The organism is Sinorhizobium sp. B11 (genome assembly GCA_039725955.1).
Lineage (GTDB): Bacteria > Pseudomonadota > Alphaproteobacteria > Rhizobiales > Rhizobiaceae > Rhizobium.
Genome location: CP091033.1, coordinates 2044630 through 2060114, shown reverse-complemented (window position 1 = coordinate 2060114; position 15485 = coordinate 2044630). Strand labels below are relative to the sequence as shown.

13 protein-coding genes are annotated in these 15485 nt (G+C 61.6%); 12 read left to right on the top strand and 1 reads right to left on the bottom strand.

All coding sequences use genetic code 11. From position 1 onward, the window contains the following. Position 1 precedes the first annotated feature (1 nt). The 6 genes from LVY75_09365 to LVY75_09340 are packed head-to-tail and all read left to right on the top strand — an operon-like array spanning position 2 to position 7751. Positions 2 to 1006 (top strand): sugar-binding transcriptional regulator, encoded by a 1005-nt coding sequence (locus LVY75_09365; GenBank protein XAZ20318.1) that lies wholly within the window; start codon positions 2 to 4, stop codon positions 1004 to 1006. Further along, on the top strand, positions 1003 to 1998 hold the full coding sequence (locus tag LVY75_09360; GenBank protein XAZ20317.1) for an aldo/keto reductase: 996 nt from the start codon (positions 1003 to 1005) through the stop codon (positions 1996 to 1998). The genes LVY75_09365 and LVY75_09360 overlap by 4 nt, the downstream gene beginning before the upstream one ends. A gap of 11 nt (positions 1999 to 2009) precedes the next feature. Next, entirely contained in the window at positions 2010 to 3746 is a 1737-nt protein-coding gene (locus LVY75_09355) for a glycerol-3-phosphate dehydrogenase/oxidase (GenBank protein XAZ20316.1), read from the top strand. Between the two features lie 8 nt (positions 3747 to 3754). Further along, on the top strand, positions 3755 to 4573 hold the full coding sequence (locus LVY75_09350) for a class I fructose-bisphosphate aldolase (GenBank protein XAZ21374.1): 819 nt from the start codon (positions 3755 to 3757) through the stop codon (positions 4571 to 4573). Positions 4574 to 4605: 32 nt separating this feature from the next. Next, on the top strand, positions 4606 to 6135 hold the full coding sequence (locus tag LVY75_09345; protein ID XAZ20315.1) for a carbohydrate kinase: 1530 nt from the start codon (positions 4606 to 4608) through the stop codon (positions 6133 to 6135). Beyond that, entirely contained in the window at positions 6132 to 7751 is a 1620-nt protein-coding gene (locus tag LVY75_09340) for a GMC family oxidoreductase (GenBank protein ID XAZ20314.1), read from the top strand. The genes LVY75_09345 and LVY75_09340 overlap by 4 nt, the downstream gene beginning before the upstream one ends. Positions 7752 to 7880: 129 nt before the next feature. Here the strand turns inward: LVY75_09340 and ftsZ are convergent, their stop codons facing one another. After that, positions 7881 to 8903 carry a cell division protein FtsZ gene (gene ftsZ / locus LVY75_09335; protein ID XAZ20313.1) on the bottom strand — a complete coding sequence of 341 codons (1023 nt, stop codon included), beginning with the start codon at positions 8901 to 8903 and terminating at the stop codon, positions 7881 to 7883. 243 nt (positions 8904 to 9146) lie between these two features. On the opposite strand from ftsZ, the gene LVY75_09330 reads away from it, so the two are divergent. The 6 genes from LVY75_09330 to LVY75_09305 all read left to right on the top strand — a co-directional run bounded on the left by LVY75_09330 (position 9147) and on the right by LVY75_09305 (position 15477). Then, on the top strand, positions 9147 to 9920 hold the full coding sequence (locus tag LVY75_09330; protein ID XAZ20312.1) for a DeoR/GlpR family DNA-binding transcription regulator: 774 nt from the start codon (positions 9147 to 9149) through the stop codon (positions 9918 to 9920). A gap of 113 nt (positions 9921 to 10033) precedes the next feature. Continuing rightward, complete coding sequence (glpD, locus tag LVY75_09325) at positions 10034 to 11563, top strand: glycerol-3-phosphate dehydrogenase (GenBank protein ID XAZ20311.1); 1530 nt, start codon at positions 10034 to 10036, stop codon at positions 11561 to 11563. A 42-nt stretch (positions 11564 to 11605) separates the two neighbouring features. Continuing rightward, a complete protein-coding gene (locus LVY75_09320; GenBank protein ID XAZ20310.1) occupies positions 11606 to 12685 on the top strand; it encodes an ABC transporter ATP-binding protein in 1080 nt (359 codons plus the stop codon). A 9-nt stretch (positions 12686 to 12694) separates the two neighbouring features. After that, on the top strand, positions 12695 to 13765 hold the full coding sequence (locus tag LVY75_09315; protein XAZ20309.1) for an ABC transporter ATP-binding protein: 1071 nt from the start codon (positions 12695 to 12697) through the stop codon (positions 13763 to 13765). Between the two features lie 3 nt (positions 13766 to 13768). After that, entirely contained in the window at positions 13769 to 14635 is an 867-nt protein-coding gene (locus LVY75_09310) for a sugar ABC transporter permease (GenBank protein XAZ20308.1), read from the top strand. A 14-nt stretch (positions 14636 to 14649) separates the two neighbouring features. Further along, positions 14650 to 15477, top strand: coding sequence for a carbohydrate ABC transporter permease (locus LVY75_09305; protein XAZ20307.1), 828 nt, complete (start codon positions 14650 to 14652; stop codon positions 15475 to 15477). Positions 15478 to 15485 lie beyond the last annotated feature (8 nt).

The window sequence follows — 15485 nt, the reverse complement described above, 5'->3', positions numbered from 1 at the left end:
CATGCCGATTGCCAAACCCAAGATCGTCTCCGCGCCACGCGAAGAAATCGTCATCGCACGCCAGATGCACCAAGCTCTCGTCCTGCATTTCCTGGAAGGTTTGACGCAGGCGCAGATCGCCGATCAGCTCGGCATCTCTCACGCCACCGTCAACCGGCTGATCAAGCGCGGTCGCCAGCTCGGCCTCGTGGAAATCAAGATCAAATCGCCGGTCGAGCCGCTGGTCGATATGGAAGAACAGCTTCTGGCGCTTGGCGGAATCAGCCGGGCGATTGTCGTGCCGACCGTGTCCGACAATCCGCAAACGGCATTGCAGGCCGTTGGCGAGGCGGCGGCGCGGCTGCTCATCGAGGAGATCACCGATGGCGACACCATCTGCATCACCGGCGGCAAGGGCGTCAGCGCCGTCGTTGCCGGCCTGCAGCCGCCGCGGCGCTTCGACGTCGAGGTTATACCGGCAACGGGATGCGTCCAGGGCAAGCACTACACCGATGTGAACCACGTCTCGACGATGATGGCCGACCGGCTTGGAGGCCGCTCGTTCCAGATCCATGCCCCCCTCTTTGCCGACAGCGCCGCCGAACGGGGGATGCTGATGAACATGCGCTCGGTTGCCGATGTCTTCAAACGGGCGCGTGAGGCCAAGGTCGCCGTCGTCGGCATCGGTTCGATCTTGTCGGATGATTCAAGCTATTACGACCTGCATCCGTCCTCCAGCACCGACCGGGCTGCGATCGAGCGCTCCCGCGCCTCATGCGAGCTGCTCGCGCATCTGCTCGATGATCATGGCAGCGTGTGTGACTACAGCCTCAATCGTTCATTGGTATCGCTGACCCTTCCCGAATTCGCGTCGATCCCGATGAAGATTGGCGTGGCCAGCGGACCAAACAAGGCAGGGCCGATCTTGAGCGTCATGCGGGGTCATCATCTCGATACGCTCGTTACCGACGAGGCAACCGGCGCACGCATTCTCGCGTTGGCCGCAGGCAAAGGACAGCACGCATGAGCGGGCAACAGTTGATGCGTGAAATCGGCAGGTCGGGCGTGGTCGCCTCCGCGGTCGGGCTTGGAACCTGGGCGATCGGCGGCTGGATGTGGGGAGGTACGGACGAGGCGGAATCGATCGCAGCAATCCAGGCTTCGCTCGATGCCGGCGTGACGCTGATCGACACGGCACCCGCCTACGGACTTGGCCGATCCGAGGAGATCGTCGGCAAGGCGTTGAAAGGCCGCCGCGACAAGGCCGTCATCGCGACCAAGTGCGGGCTCGTGTGGCATACGGACAAGGGCAAACATTTCTTCGATCAGGATCGCAAGCCGGTCCACCGCTACCTCGGCCGCGACGCAATCCTTTATGAGGTTGAGGAGAGCCTGCGGCGCCTTCGCACCGATCATATCGATCTCTACATCACCCACTGGCAGGATCCGACGACCCCCATCGAGGAGACGGTGCGGGCGCTGGAAGAGCTGAAGGCCGCGGGCAAGATCCGTGCGATCGGTGCCAGCAACGTCAGTGCTGCCGAGCTCGAAACCTATATTTCCGTCGGCGACCTGGATGCCATCCAGGAGCGCTTCAGCATGGTAGACCGGGAAATCGAGGCCGATCTCTTGCCGCTTACGCGGCCGAACGGCATTTCGACGCTGAGCTATTCTTCGCTTGCACTTGGCCTCTTGTCCGGGGCCGTCGGGCCGGATCGGGCCTTTTCCGGTGACGATCAGCGACGAGACAATCCGCGCTTTTCCATTTCCAATCGCGAGAAGGCGATGGCCTTCGCCGCAGCCATCGGGCCGGTCGCCGGGAAGCACGGAGCAAGCGTTGCACAAATCGTCATCGCCTGGACGCTTGCGCAGCCCGGCGTGACATTCGCCCTTTGCGGCGCACGCAACCCTGCGCAGGCGCTCGACAATGCACGGGCTGGCACGATCCGCCTTGACCCGGACGATCACTCGGCCATCGATGCGGCCATTGCGACGAAACTGACGGCTATGGACAGGTAACGGATCGCATCATGAATCGCGAAGAGATATTGGACGGGCTTCGACGGAGCCCGAAGGTGGACGTGTGCGTCATCGGCGGCGGTATCAACGGCATCAGCGTCTTCCGGGAGCTGGCGCTGCAGGGGCTCAACGTCCTTCTCGTCGAGAAGCATGACTATTGCTCCGGAGCGAGTGCGGCGCTGTCACGGATGGTGCATGGCGGACTTCGCTATCTTGAGAACGGCGAGTTCAAGCTGGTGCAGGAATCGCTTGTCGAGCGCGACCGGTTGTTGCGAAACGCTCCGCACTATGTTGCCCCCTTGCCGACGACGGTGCCTGTCTTCGATGCCTTTTCGGGGTTGGGCAACGGCATCGTCCGCTTCCTGGGGCTGACCCGTCGCCCCAGCCGTCGCGGCGCGGTCGCGATCAAGATGGGGCTCAGCATCTATGATTTCCTCACGCGCAAACGGGCAATGATGCCGCGTCACCAGTTTCGCGGCCGACGCACAACGCTTGCGAAGTGGCCGGCGCTCAACCCGGAAATCAGAAGTTCTGCGACCTACTACGATGCGTGGATCAGTCACCCCGAACGTTTGGGCATCGAGTTGCTCGATGACGCCCTTCTTTCCGGCGCTGGCGCAGGAGCGCTGAACTACGCCGACGTTCGTGCAGCGGGTCCCGGGCAGTTTGTCGTTCGCGACCTTGTCAGCGGCCGCTCCGCGGAGGTCGACCCCACACTCATCATCAACGCAACTGGCGGATGGATCGACATTACCAACGACACTCTTTTCTCACCGGATGCACGCCCTGCAACCCTGATGGGTGGCACCAAGGGATCTCACCTCATCATCGACAACGCCGAACTCTACGACGCCCTGGCGGGTCACATGATCTACTACGAGAACGAGGATGGAAGGATCTGCATCCTGTTTCCCTATCTCGGCAAGGTGCTGGTCGGCTCGACCGATATTCGCGTCGATGATCCCGAAACCGTGCGCTGCGAAGCCGACGAGCGAGACTATATCCTGCAATCGCTTGGCTTCGTGCTGCCTGGCATCAAGATCCGGGCGGAGGAAATCAGTTTTCAGTTCTCGGGCGTGCGCCCGCTGCCGACGAGCAAGGACAGCTTCACCGGTCGCATCCCGCGCGACCATTTCTGTACCGTCGTGGAAAATTCCGGCAGTGGACCAGCGGTGCTCTGCATGATCGGCGGCAAATGGACGACCTTTCGCTCGTTCGGCGAGCTTGCGGCCGATCTCGCTCTGGAACGTCTCGGCAAGACACGTCGCGTAACAACGGCTGAGCGGCCAATTGGCGGTGGCAGACGATTCCCACCGGATCGCGCGGAATGGATTGCCAGGACAGCCAGGGAAAAAGGCATTTCCGGCGATCGCATGGGAGAACTCTTCTCCCGCTACGGTACGGAAGCCGAAGCGATCGCGGCCTTCATCGTGGCTGCGCCTGATGCACCCCTGCCGCAGGCGGCCTATTCGGAGCGCGAAATACTCTTCCTCATCAGGAACGAAGCCGTCGAGCATCTCGATGACGTTCTGCTCCGGCGCACGACGCTTGCGATAACCGGCACGCTATCGCTCGAAATGACGGATGCCGTCCTCGATCTTCTGGCAGCGGAGAAGGCGTGGACGCCAGCTCTGCGGGCTGCGGAGCGAAGCCGCTTCCTCACCCTTTTGCGCGACCGCCACGGCGTCGACGAACTCACCCTATCCGCACGGAACGAACAAAGGAGCAAAAAATGCGAAACAACATGAAAGTCCGGATGAACCGGCTCTTCGGTCATGGTCGCTGCCTCGACGTCGCGATCGATCACGGCGTCTGCAACGAGCCGTCGTTCCTTAGTGGCCTTGAGGACATGAAATCGGTCGTTGAGGCGCTGACGGCCGCTGGCCCAGACGCCATCCAGATGAACTATGGCCAGGCCGATCTGCTCCAGAATGTCGCCGGCAAGAACAAGCCGGCGCTGGTAATGCGGATCGACATGGGTAACCCCTATAACAGGATTCGACACCGCGACATGTGGGCGGTGCTGCAGAACGAGGCCGAGCCGCTGATTGGTGCGCTCGAGATGGACGCAGCCTGCGTCGTCGTCAATCTCTTCATGCTGCCTGACGAGCCGGATCTCTTTCGCCAATGCGTGCAGAACATCGCACGTGTCCGCGCCGATTGCGACAAGTACGGAATGCCGCTGATGATCGAACCTCTGGTCATGCAGCCGGTCTCGGAAAAGGGCGGATACATGGTCGATGGCGATGCCGACAAGATCGTCACCCTGACACGGCTTGCGCGCGAAATGGGCGCCGATATCGTCAAGGCCGATCCGACAACCATTGCGGAAGATTTCCACAGGGTCGTGGAGGCAGCGCGTTGCCCGGTTCTGGTGCGCGGCGGCGGCAAGGAGGATCTTCGGTCCGTGTTCGACAAGTCTGCGGCCTTGATGCGGCAGGGGGCGGTCGGCATGGTCTATGGGCGCAACATCTATCAGCACGCCAATCCAGGGGCGGTCGTGCGCGGGCTGATGGCCATCGTGCATGGCGACGCTACTGGCGAGGAAGCCTTTGCGCTCTACGAGCGCGATTGAAAATAGTTGCTGAACCTGGGGAGGAGTTCTGCATGGGAAATTATCTGTTGGGGCTCGATGCCGGCAACACCGTGATCAAGGCGGTGATCTTTGACCGGCAGGGCAACGAGGTCGCTGCCGCGTCAGCCGAGGGGCACAGCCGCATGCCATGCCCCGGCCATGTCGAGCGTGGCCTGGACGAATTGTGGACGAATGCACGTCAGGTCATCAGCAGCTGCATCGAGCAGGCCCGCATCCGGCCCGAGGAGATTATCGCGATCGGCTGCGCAGGACATGGTAACGGTCTCTACGCGCTTGATCGCGAGGGTGAACCATTGCTCGGCATCCAGTCGCTCGACACGCGCGCTGCGGCCCTGGTCGAGGAATGGCAGATACAGGGCATCGGCGATCGCACCTATCCGATCGGTCGACAGCGCCCTTGGCCATCGCAGACGCCGACGCTGCTTGCCTGGCTGAAACGCCACCGGCCGGAGATCTTCGGCAGGATCGGCACGGTATTCCTCTGCAAGGACTTTATCGTCAATCGCCTGACGGATGCCCGTGTCAGCGAGGTATCCGACATGACAGGTTGCGGCCTGCTTGACGTTGCCAACCGCCGCTACAGCGACGACTTGATGGAGGCCTACGGCCTCGGCGATTGCCTGGCGATGCTGCCACGATTGCTTGAGAGCTCGGATATCGCAGGTCATGTCACGGCCGCGGCGGCCGCGCAGACGGGTCTTGCCGTCGGTACACCTGTGGTCGGCGGCCTGTTCGATGTCGTCGCTTCGGCGATCGGATCCGGCGTGACCCGGACGGGTGCTGCCTCGATCATCGCCGGGACCTGGAGCATCAATCAGGTGATCATCGATGCGCCGCAACTGGCCGGGCCTGTCTTCATGTCGTCCACATTCGACCGGGAGCGATACATGGCGATCGAGTCCAGCGCCACGTCGGCTGCAAACCTCGAATGGCTGGTGCGGGAGTTTTTCCCCGACGCCTCGCCCGACGGGCGCTCGCCTTTCGATCATTGCGCGGCGCTCGCCGCTGCCGTCGCGCCCGGCGCCGACGATCCGCTCTATCATCCGTTCCTGTATGGCGCGCAGCAGGATGGCAATGCCCGCGCCGGCTTCTATGGCGTTGCCGGCTGGCACACGAGGGGCCATCTGGTGCGAGCGGTCCTTGAAGGCGTCGCTTTCGGCCATCGTCAACACGTCGAGACCATGCGCAGTGCCGGGGCAACATTCGACGAAGCCGTCCTTTCCGGTGGAGGCTCGCGAAGCCTGGTCTGGCCGCAGATATTCGCCGATGTTCTGGGCGTGCCGGTTTCGATCGCCCGCTCGCGAGAGACGGGCGCGCTCGGGGCCGCGATTGCGGCGGGAACCGGCGCCGGCGTCTTTCCGTCGTTCGAGGCCGGCGCGGCCTCGATGGTTCGCATGGAGCGCAATTACATCCCGGATAGACGGCTGGAAGGCCACTACGCGCGCCGTTATGGCCTCTATCGCGATATCGCCGAGGCAATGGCTCCGATCTGGCGGCGGCTCGTGTCGGCGAAAACCGAAGTTGCAGGAGCAGCGGCGTGAGCGGGATTTCAACGGAAGCGGTTGCCGACGCGGGCTCTTACGACTTCATCATCGTGGGGGCAGGCTCGGCCGGATGCGTTCTTGCCAATCGGCTGTCGGCAAATCCGGCCAACCGTGTCCTCTTGCTCGAGGCCGGCGGCAGCGATCGTTATCACTGGGTGCATGTGCCGATCGGATATCTCTTCTGCATGGGAAATCCGCGCACCGACTGGATGATGCGCACCGCCGCCGAGGCTGGGTTGAACGGTCGGTCGCTTCCTTATCCGCGCGGCAAGGTGCTTGGCGGCTGCTCGTCGATCAATGGCATGATCTACATGCGGGGGCAGGCGGCCGACTATGATGGCTGGCGGCAGGCAGGAAACGAAGGTTGGGGATGGGATGACGTGCTTCCCTATTTCCTCAAATCCGAGGATAACTACCGCGGCAATTCTGCCATGCACGGGGCAGGCGGCGAATGGCGCGTGGAACGGCAGCGACTTTCCTGGCCGATCCTGGATGCCTTTCGCGACGCAGCCGAAGAGCTCGGCATTCCCAAGACCGATGATTTTAACGGCGGTGACAACGAGGGATCGGGCTATTTCGAGGTCAATCAGCGCGGCGGCGTTCGCTGGAATACCACCAAGGCCTTTCTGCGCCCCGCAATGCGGCGCCCCAACCTTCGTGTGCTGACCGGAGCGGAAACGGAGCGGCTGGTGCTCGGCGGACGTCGTGTAACCGGAGTCCGCTTCCGTTTGAACGGGCAGATCCATGTCGCGCATGCCGGTCGTGAAGTCATCCTTTCGGCCGGTGCCATCAACTCGCCGAAAATCCTGGAACTTTCCGGGATTGGCCGCCCGGATTTGTTGTCCGCCGTCAATATCGACGTGGCTCACGCGCTTCACGGCGTCGGCGAGAACCTGCAGGACCACCTTCAGATCCGGACGGTTTTCCGGATCGAGGGGGCAAAGACGTTGAACCAGCTCTACCACAATCTTTTCGCCCGTGCGGGCATGGGCTTGCAATATGCGCTACGCCGCTCCGGCCCGCTCTCGATGGCGCCAAGTCAGCTCGGTATTTTCGCAAGGAGCGACCCGGCAGTCGCGACCGCCGATCTCGAATATCATGTGCAGCCGCTCAGCACCGACAGGCTCGGCGAACCGCTGCACCGCTATCCCGCGGTCACTGTATCGGTCTGCAACCTGAGACCGGAGAGCCGGGGGACGGTCCACATTGCCGGGTCGGATGCGTCCGCAGCTCCCGAGATCAAGCCCAACTACCTCTCGACCAGCAAAGATCGCATTCTTGCTGCAAAATCCATCCGCCATGCCCGCAGTCTCATGCAGACGAGTGCGATCTCGAAGTTCCGGCCGCAGGAGATGCTTCCTGGCAAGAAATTTCAAAGCGATGATGAATTGATCAGCCGCGCGGGAGACATTGCCACCACGATCTTCCACCCGGTTGGAACCTGCAAGATGGGGCGTGACAGCATGGCTGTTGTCGACGAACAGTTGAGAGTGCATGGCGTGGGCGCTTTGCGCATTGTCGACGCTTCGGTCATGCCGACGATCGTCTCCGGTAACACCAACTCCCCGGTGATCATGATTGCCGAGAAGGCGTCCGACATGATTCTGCGCTAACGGCGCTTAGAACTTCATCACGTTGGTGCTGAGAGAGCCAGGATCGTACCGGTGGCGGTCAATCCCATCTCTCTCAGTTGTTCGTCACCGCTGCGAGGATCTGCGTGGCGGTCAGGCGATCTTATCGATCTACTGCAGCGTGCGGTTCGAGACCTGCCCTGCGGCCAAGTTCGGCACGGCTGCGACGGGGCCGGCGCCTTCGAGCCCGGTCGCAACGACGGAGACGCGGAACTTGCCGTCGAGGCCGCGGTCGAAGATTGCGCCGACGACGATTTCGGCGTCGTCCTGGACTTCATCGCGAATGCGGCTTGCGGCCTCGTCGACCTCGAAGAGGGTCATGTCGGAACCGCCTGATATCGAGATCAGCACACCCTTGGCGCCCTTCATCGAGATATCGTCGAGCAGTGGGTTGGCGATTGCAGCTTCCGCCGCCTTCATCGCCCGTGCTTCGCCCTCAGCCTCGCCCGTGCCCATCATGGCCCGGCCCATGCCGCGCATGACGGACTTCACATCAGCGAAGTCGAGATTGATCAGGCCTTCCTTGACGATGAGATCGGTGATGCAGCCCACGCCGGCATAAAGCACGCGGTCCGCGGTCATGAAGGCATCGGCGAAGGTGGTCTTGGCGTCCGCGATGCGGAAGAGGTTCTGGTTGGGAATGACGATGACGGTGTCGGCTGCCTGGCGCAGCGCCTCGATGCCGGCTTCGGCCATCTTCATGCGGCGATTGCCCTCGAAGGTGAAGGGCTTGGTGACGACGCCGACCGTCAGGATGCCGGCTGCACGGGCCGCATGCGCAATGACCGGTGCCGCACCCGTGCCGGTGCCGCCGCCCATGCCGGCCGTGACGAAGCACATATGCGAGCCGCTCAGGTGGTCCATGATCTCGTCGAGCGATTCTTCGGCAGCCGCGCGGCCCACTTCCGGCAGGGAGCCGGCGCCGAGACCTTCGGTGACATGCGCGCCGAGCTGGATGCGGCGCGTCGCCTTGGAGGTCGCCAGCACCTGGGCATCGGTATTTGCGGCGATGAAATCGACGCCCGCCAGTTTTTCGGCGATCATGTTGTTGATCGCGTTTCCGCCGCCTCCGCCGACGCCAATCACCGTGATCTGCGGCCGTAGTCCCGTAATGCCGCTCTTGGCGTCTGTCATCGAACTCTCCTTTTGTCCCTCGTGCATGCCCCGCCCCGTCGCGGATAGCGAATCGCATAATACGTTAAGCGCGCAACAAGGCAGAGGCGGGGCGGGCTTTGCAATATCCAAAGGGATTTCAGCACTCGTTCATGTTCGAAAGCAGTGAACGATGGGATTGATCCGGAGGACCGCGCCAGTATCGATCGCTTTGCCTTGAGGCGAAGTTTCGCTAAAGATGAAAGCGAAACGAAGGGAGGGCGCATGTTTCTGTCGGATCGCCAGGAGAGGATCATCGCACTTGCGAGGTCATCGGGCAGGGTGCTGGTCGATGATCTGGCGGCGCAGTTTGCCGTGACACCGCAGACGATCCGCAAGGATCTGAACGATCTCTGCGATGCACAGCTCCTGACCCGCATTCACGGAGGCGCAACCTTTCCGCGCGGGACGGAAAATGTCCGCTACGATGCGCGGCGCCAGATCGCCGCGATGGAGAAACAGGCGATCGGTGTGGCTGCCGCTGATCTCATTCCCAACAACAGTTCGCTTTTCATCAATATCGGCACGACGACGGAAGCTGTCGGAGAAGCGCTCTCGGATCATCACGAATTGATGGTGATCACAAATAATATCAATGTTGCCAATAGATTGCGACTGATCGACAATATCGAGGTGGTGATCGCCGGCGGCGTGGTGCGCCAGTCCGACGGCGGCATCGTCGGCGAGGCGGCGGTCGACTTCATCCGCCAGTTCAAGGTCGATTATGCCGTGATCGGAGCATCGGCGATCGATCCGGATGGCGCGCTTCTCGACTACGATTTCCGTGAGGTGAAGGTGGCGCAGGCTATCATCGCCAATGCGCGACACGTTATCCTGGTTGCGGATTCAACCAAGTTCGAGCGCACTGCGCCTGTCCGGATCGGCCAGATTTCGCAGGTCCATACTTTCATTACCGACCAATGCGATTCGCCCTCCATCCGCAATATCTGTCAGCAGAGCGGTGTCGTGTTGATCGAAGCAGCGAAAGCTAACCGCTGATTTTTACGGCCAATAACATTCGTTTGACATTCGGAAAATTTTCGATTTAATCACCCTCACTTTCGCAACGGTTGGGGGAACTGTTGCGCTGTCTTGGCTCGAACGGGGGGAATATGGGCCGAATCCACGATATTTTCGTCATTGGTGGCGGGATCAACGGCTGCGGGATAGCGCGCGATGCCGTGGGTCGTGGTTATACGGTGGCGCTTGCGGAGATGAACGATTTCGCCTCCGGCACCTCGTCGGGTGCCACCAAGCTCATCCATGGCGGATTGCGCTACCTTGAGCATTACGAGTTCCGCCTGGTGCGGGAATCGCTGATGGAGCGCGAGATCCTGTGGGCCATGGCCCCGCATATCATCTGGCCTTTGCGCTTCGTGCTGCCCTATCACAAGGGCGGGATCAGGCCGGCCTGGATGATCCGGCTTGGCCTCTTCCTCTATGACCATCTTGGCGGGCGCAAGCTGTTGCCGCCGACTGCGGTCTTGAACATGCGCAGCGATGCGGCGGCAAAGCCGCTGAAGGCGCTGTTTACGAAGGCTTTCGAATATTCCGACGGCTGGGTCGACGATGCCCGCATGGTGGTGCTCAATGCCCGCGATGCCGCCGACAAGGGCGCCACGATCATGCCGCGCACCAAGGTCGTCTCGGCCCATCAGGAAAAGGATGCGCAGGGCAGCAACGTCTGGCAGATCGAGACGATCAACAGTCTCACCGGCAAGAGCGAGCGCCATCAGGCCCGCATGCTGATCAATGCCGCCGGTCCCTGGGTCGACCATGTCATCCGCTCCGCCTTCGGCCATAACGAGGCCCGCCATGTGCGCCTCGTCCAGGGCAGCCACATCATCGTGAAGAAGAAGTTCGAGGGGCCACGCGCCTATTTCTTCCAGAACCCCGACAACCGCATCATCTTCGCCATTCCCTATGAGACCGATTTTACCCTGATCGGCACCACCGACCGCGACTACACCGCCGATCCGAAGGATGTGAAGATCTCCGAGGAGGAGACCGTCTATCTCTGCAATGCGGCCTCGGAATATTTCAAGGAGCCGGTCAGACCGGAGGATATCGTCTGGACCTATTCGGCGGTACGTCCGCTCTTCGACGACGGCGCCTCGAAGGCGCAGGAGGCCACGCGTGACTACGTGCTGAAGGTCGAGGGCAAGGCGGGCGAGGCGCCGCTTCTCAATGTCTTCGGCGGCAAGCTCACCACCTACCGGCGCCTGTCGGAACATGCGCTGGAGAAGATCGGCGAGGCGATCGGCGTCAAGGGCAGGCCGTGGACAGCGGGCAGCCATCTGCCGGGCGGGGATTTTCCGGTGCAGGGCTATGAGGGCGAGGTCGTCAAGCTCAAGAGCCGCTATCCGTTCCTGGCCGATGCTCATGCCCGACGTCTCATTCGCCGCTACGGCACGAAGGCTGCAACGCTTCTCGGCAATGCCGCAAAGGTCGACGATCTCGGCCGGCTGTTCGGATCCGACCTCTACGAGGCCGAGGTCCGCTACCTCATCGACAATGAATGGGCCGTCACCGCCCACGATGTGCTCTGGCGGAGAACCAAGGCCGGCCTGCACATGACACCACAACAGATAGATATTTTGGAGGAGTACATCGCCGCTCTGCCCGCGAAACTCGCAGGCTAAGCCGGCATGTGGTCCCCGTCTTGAGGAGGCACGGGAACCGGAATGCTCGAATTGCGCCATGCCGCAAAGATGGTCGGCGGTGAATACCATATTCACCCGACGGACCTGACATTTGAACGGGGATCGCTGAACGTCCTGCTCGGACCGACGCTCTCCGGCAAGACATCATTGATGCGGCTGATGGCCGGCCTCGATCGGCCGACCAGCGGTTCCGTGCATTTCGACGGCGCCGACGTCACCGGCATGCCGGTGCAGAAGCGCAATGTCGCGATGGTCTACCAGCAGTTCATCAATTATCCCGCACTCAGCGTCTATGAAAACATCGCCTCGCCGATGCGCATTGCCGGGCACGATGCCAAGACGATCGATATCGAAGTGCGCAAGGCCGCAGAGCTTCTGAAGCTGACGCCCTATCTCGACCGCACGCCGCTCAATCTTTCCGGCGGCCAGCAGCAGCGTACCGCCCTTGCCCGCGCGCTCGTCAAGAATGCCAGCCTCGTGTTGCTCGACGAGCCACTCGCCAATCTGGACTATAAGCTGCGCGAGGAACTGCGCGAGGAACTGCCGCGTATTTTCGCGCAATCCGGCGCCATCTTCGTCTATGCGACGACCGAACCTTCCGAAGCCCTTTTGCTCGGCGGCAATACGGTGACGCTGAGCGAAGGCCGCGTGACGCAGTTCGGCAAGACGATCGAGGTCTATCGCCGCCCGGTCGATCTCGTCACCGCCAAGACCTTCGCCGACCCGCCGCTGAACTTCATCGAGGTGGAGAAGAACGGCAGCATCTTCCGCCATGGAGCTGGCGCTGAGATCGTCGTGCCGGCGCATCTTGCCGCCACGCCGGATGGCGCCGTCACGATCGCCTTCCACCCGCATCATCTGTCACTGCAAGCCCAGACTCCGGCGTCGCCGCGACTGACGTCGCGCACGCAGATTTCCGAAATCACCGGCTCGGAAAGCTTCGTGCATGTCGATTTCAACGGTGTGCGTTGGGTGATGCTGGCGCACGGCATTCACGACATCGATCCCGATACCGAGATCGCCGTCTTCCTCGACACCCGCCATCTCATGGCCTTCGGGCCTGATGGGCGGGCAATCGCAACCGGCAACCAGGCGGCATAGGAGGTTTCAATGGCACGCATCACGCTCGACCATATCCGCCACGCCTATGGGCCCGACCCGAAGTCGGACAAGGATTATGCGCTGAAGGAAGTCGATCACGAATGGACCGATGGCGGCGCCTATGCGCTGCTCGGTCCCTCCGGCTGCGGCAAGACCACGCTGCTCAATATCATTTCCGGCCTGTTGCAGCCCTCGCACGGGCGCATCCTTTTCGATGGCCGCGATGTCACCAATCTTTCGACGCAGGCGCGCAATATTGCGCAGGTCTTCCAGTTCCCGGTTATCTACGACACGATGACCGTCTACGACAATCTGGCCTTTCCGCTGCGCAACAGGGGCGTTGCCGAACCCGAGGTCGACCGGCGCGTCCGCGAAATCCTCGAGATGATCGATCTGACCGACTGGGCAAAACGCAAGGCGCAGCGCCTGACGGCCGATCAGAAGCAGAAGATCTCGCTCGGCCGCGGCCTCGTGCGCAATGACGTCAACGCCATCCTGTTCGACGAACCGTTGACCGTCATCGATCCGCATATGAAATGGGTGCTGCGCTCGCAGCTGAAGCGCCTGCACAAGCAGTTCGGCTTCACCATGGTCTACGTCACGCATGACCAGACGGAAGCGCTGACCTTCGCCGAAAAGGTGGTGGTCATGTATGAAGGCGAGATCGTCCAGATCGGCACGCCGGCCGAACTCTTCGAGCGGCCGAGCCACACATTCGTCGGCTATTTCATCGGCTCGCCCGGCATGAACGTCATGCCCGCGAAGGTCGCTGGTTCCAGCGTCAGTGTCGGCGGCGAGACCATCAATCTCGATTATGCGCCCGACACGTCGCGGGCCGCCAAGGTCGAGCTCGGCATCCGTCCCGAATTCATCCGGCTTGGCCGTGACGGCATGCCGGTATCGATCTCCAAGGTCGAGGATATCGGACGCCAGAAGATCGTACGCGCCCGTTTTGCCGGCCAGCCGTTGGCGATCGTCCTATCGGAGGACGCCGAGATCCCGGAAGATGCGCGGGTCAGTTTCGACCCCGCAGCGATCAGCATCTACGCCGATTCCTGGCGTGTCGGCAGGGAGGCCTGAATCATGGAAAAGACCTGGAACAACAAGGCCTGGTTTCTGGTTCTGCCTGTCCTGGTGCTCGTCGCCTTCTCGGCGGCCATCCCGCTGATGACGGTCGTCAACTATTCGGTGCAGGATACGTTCGGCAATAACGAGTTCTTCTGGGCCGGCACGGACTGGTTCGTGCAGACACTGGAGTCGGATCGCTTCTGGGCAGCCCTGCAGCGCAACCTGCTCTTCTCGATCATCATCCTGGCGCTCGAAATTCCGCTCGGCATCTTCATCGCGCTCAACATGCCGAAGAAGGGCATCGGCGTGCCGGTCTGCCTCGTTCTGATGGCGCTGCCGCTGCTGATCCCGTGGAACGTCGTCGGCACGATCTGGCAGGTCTTCGGCCGCGTCGATATCGGCCTGCTCGGCCATACGCTGGAAGCGATCGGCCTCGACTACAACTATGTGCGCGATCCGCTCGATGCCTGGATCACCATCATCGTCATGGATGTCTGGCACTGGACGAGCCTCGTCGTGCTGCTCTGCTATGCCGGCCTCGTGTCTATCCCCGACGCCTATTACCAGGCTGCCAAGATCGACGGCGCCTCGCGCTGGTCCGTCTTCCGCTACATCCAGCTGCCGAAGATGAAGCGGGTGCTTCTGATCGCCGTGCTGCTGCGCTTCATGGACAGCTTCATGATCTACACCGAGCCTTTCGTCGTTACCGGTGGCGGGCCGGGCAATTCGACCACCTTCCTGTCGATCGACCTCGTCAAGATGGCCGTTGGCCAATTCGATCTCGGGCCTGCGGCGGCAATGTCGATCGTCTACTTCCTGATCATCCTGCTGCTGTCGTGGATCTTCTACACGGTCATGACCAGCAGCGACGCCAACGCTTGAGAAAGGAGAGATCCATGGTTTCAAAAATGAAATATAAGCCCGCCGGAAACCTCTCCTGGGTGGTCACGACGATCTATATCCTCTTCCTGCTGCTGCCGATCTACTGGCTGGTCAACATGAGCTTCAAGGAGAATGCCGAGATCACCGGCACCTTCTCGCTCTGGCCGCAGAACCCGACAATCAGGAATTACGCGGTCATCTTCACCGATCCGTCCTGGTATAACGGCTATATCAACTCGATCATCTACGTGGCGATGAACACGGTCATCTCCGTGCTCGCCGCACTTCCCGCGGCTTACGCCTTCTCGCGCTATCGCTTTTTAGGCGACAAGCACCTGTTCTTCTGGCTCTTGACCAACCGCATGGCGCCGCCGGCCGTCTTCGCGCTGCCATTCTTCCAGCTCTATTCCGCCTTTGGCCTGATCGACACGCATATCGCAGTGGCGCTTGCCCATTGCCTCTTCAACGTGCCGCTGGCGGTCTGGATCCTCGAAGGGTTCATGTCCGGCGTGCCGAAGGAGATCGACGAGACCGCCTATATTGACGGCTATTCCTTCCCGCGCTTCTTCGTGAAGATCTTCATGCCGCTGATTGCAAGCGGCGTCGGTGTCGCCGCCTTCTTCTGCTTCATGTTCTCATGGGTCGAACTCCTGCTTGCGCGCACGCTGACGACGACGGCTGCGAAGCCGATCTCTGCGATCATGACGCGCACGGTCTCGGCGGCCGGCATGGACTGGGGGGTGCTCGCGGCGGCCGGCGTGCTGACCATCATTCCCGGTGCGCTCGTCATCTATTTCGTTCGCAACTACATCGCCAAGGGCTTTGCCCTGGGCCGCGTCTGAGGAGGACC

Bases quoted from the DNA above. Each gene is read 5' to 3' on its own strand.
- LVY75_09365 (XAZ20318.1), top strand. From the start codon at position 2: ATGCCGATTGCCAAACCCAAGATCGTCTCCGCGCCACGCGAAGAAATC.
- LVY75_09360 (XAZ20317.1), top strand. From the start codon at position 1,003: ATGAGCGGGCAACAGTTGATGCGTGAAATCGGCAGGTCGGGCGTGGTC.
- LVY75_09355 (XAZ20316.1), top strand. From the start codon at position 2,010: ATGAATCGCGAAGAGATATTGGACGGGCTTCGACGGAGCCCGAAGGTG.
- LVY75_09350 (XAZ21374.1), top strand. From the start codon at position 3,755: ATGAACCGGCTCTTCGGTCATGGTCGCTGCCTCGACGTCGCGATCGAT.
- LVY75_09345 (XAZ20315.1), top strand. From the start codon at position 4,606: ATGGGAAATTATCTGTTGGGGCTCGATGCCGGCAACACCGTGATCAAG.
- ftsZ (XAZ20313.1), bottom strand. From the start codon at position 8,903: ATGACAGACGCCAAGAGCGGCATTACGGGACTACGGCCGCAGATCACG.
- LVY75_09330 (XAZ20312.1), top strand. From the start codon at position 9,147: ATGTTTCTGTCGGATCGCCAGGAGAGGATCATCGCACTTGCGAGGTCA.
- glpD (XAZ20311.1), top strand. From the start codon at position 10,034: ATGGGCCGAATCCACGATATTTTCGTCATTGGTGGCGGGATCAACGGC.
- LVY75_09320 (XAZ20310.1), top strand. From the start codon at position 11,606: ATGCTCGAATTGCGCCATGCCGCAAAGATGGTCGGCGGTGAATACCAT.
- LVY75_09315 (XAZ20309.1), top strand. From the start codon at position 12,695: ATGGCACGCATCACGCTCGACCATATCCGCCACGCCTATGGGCCCGAC.
- LVY75_09310 (XAZ20308.1), top strand. From the start codon at position 13,769: ATGGAAAAGACCTGGAACAACAAGGCCTGGTTTCTGGTTCTGCCTGTC.
- LVY75_09305 (XAZ20307.1), top strand. From the start codon at position 14,650: ATGGTTTCAAAAATGAAATATAAGCCCGCCGGAAACCTCTCCTGGGTG.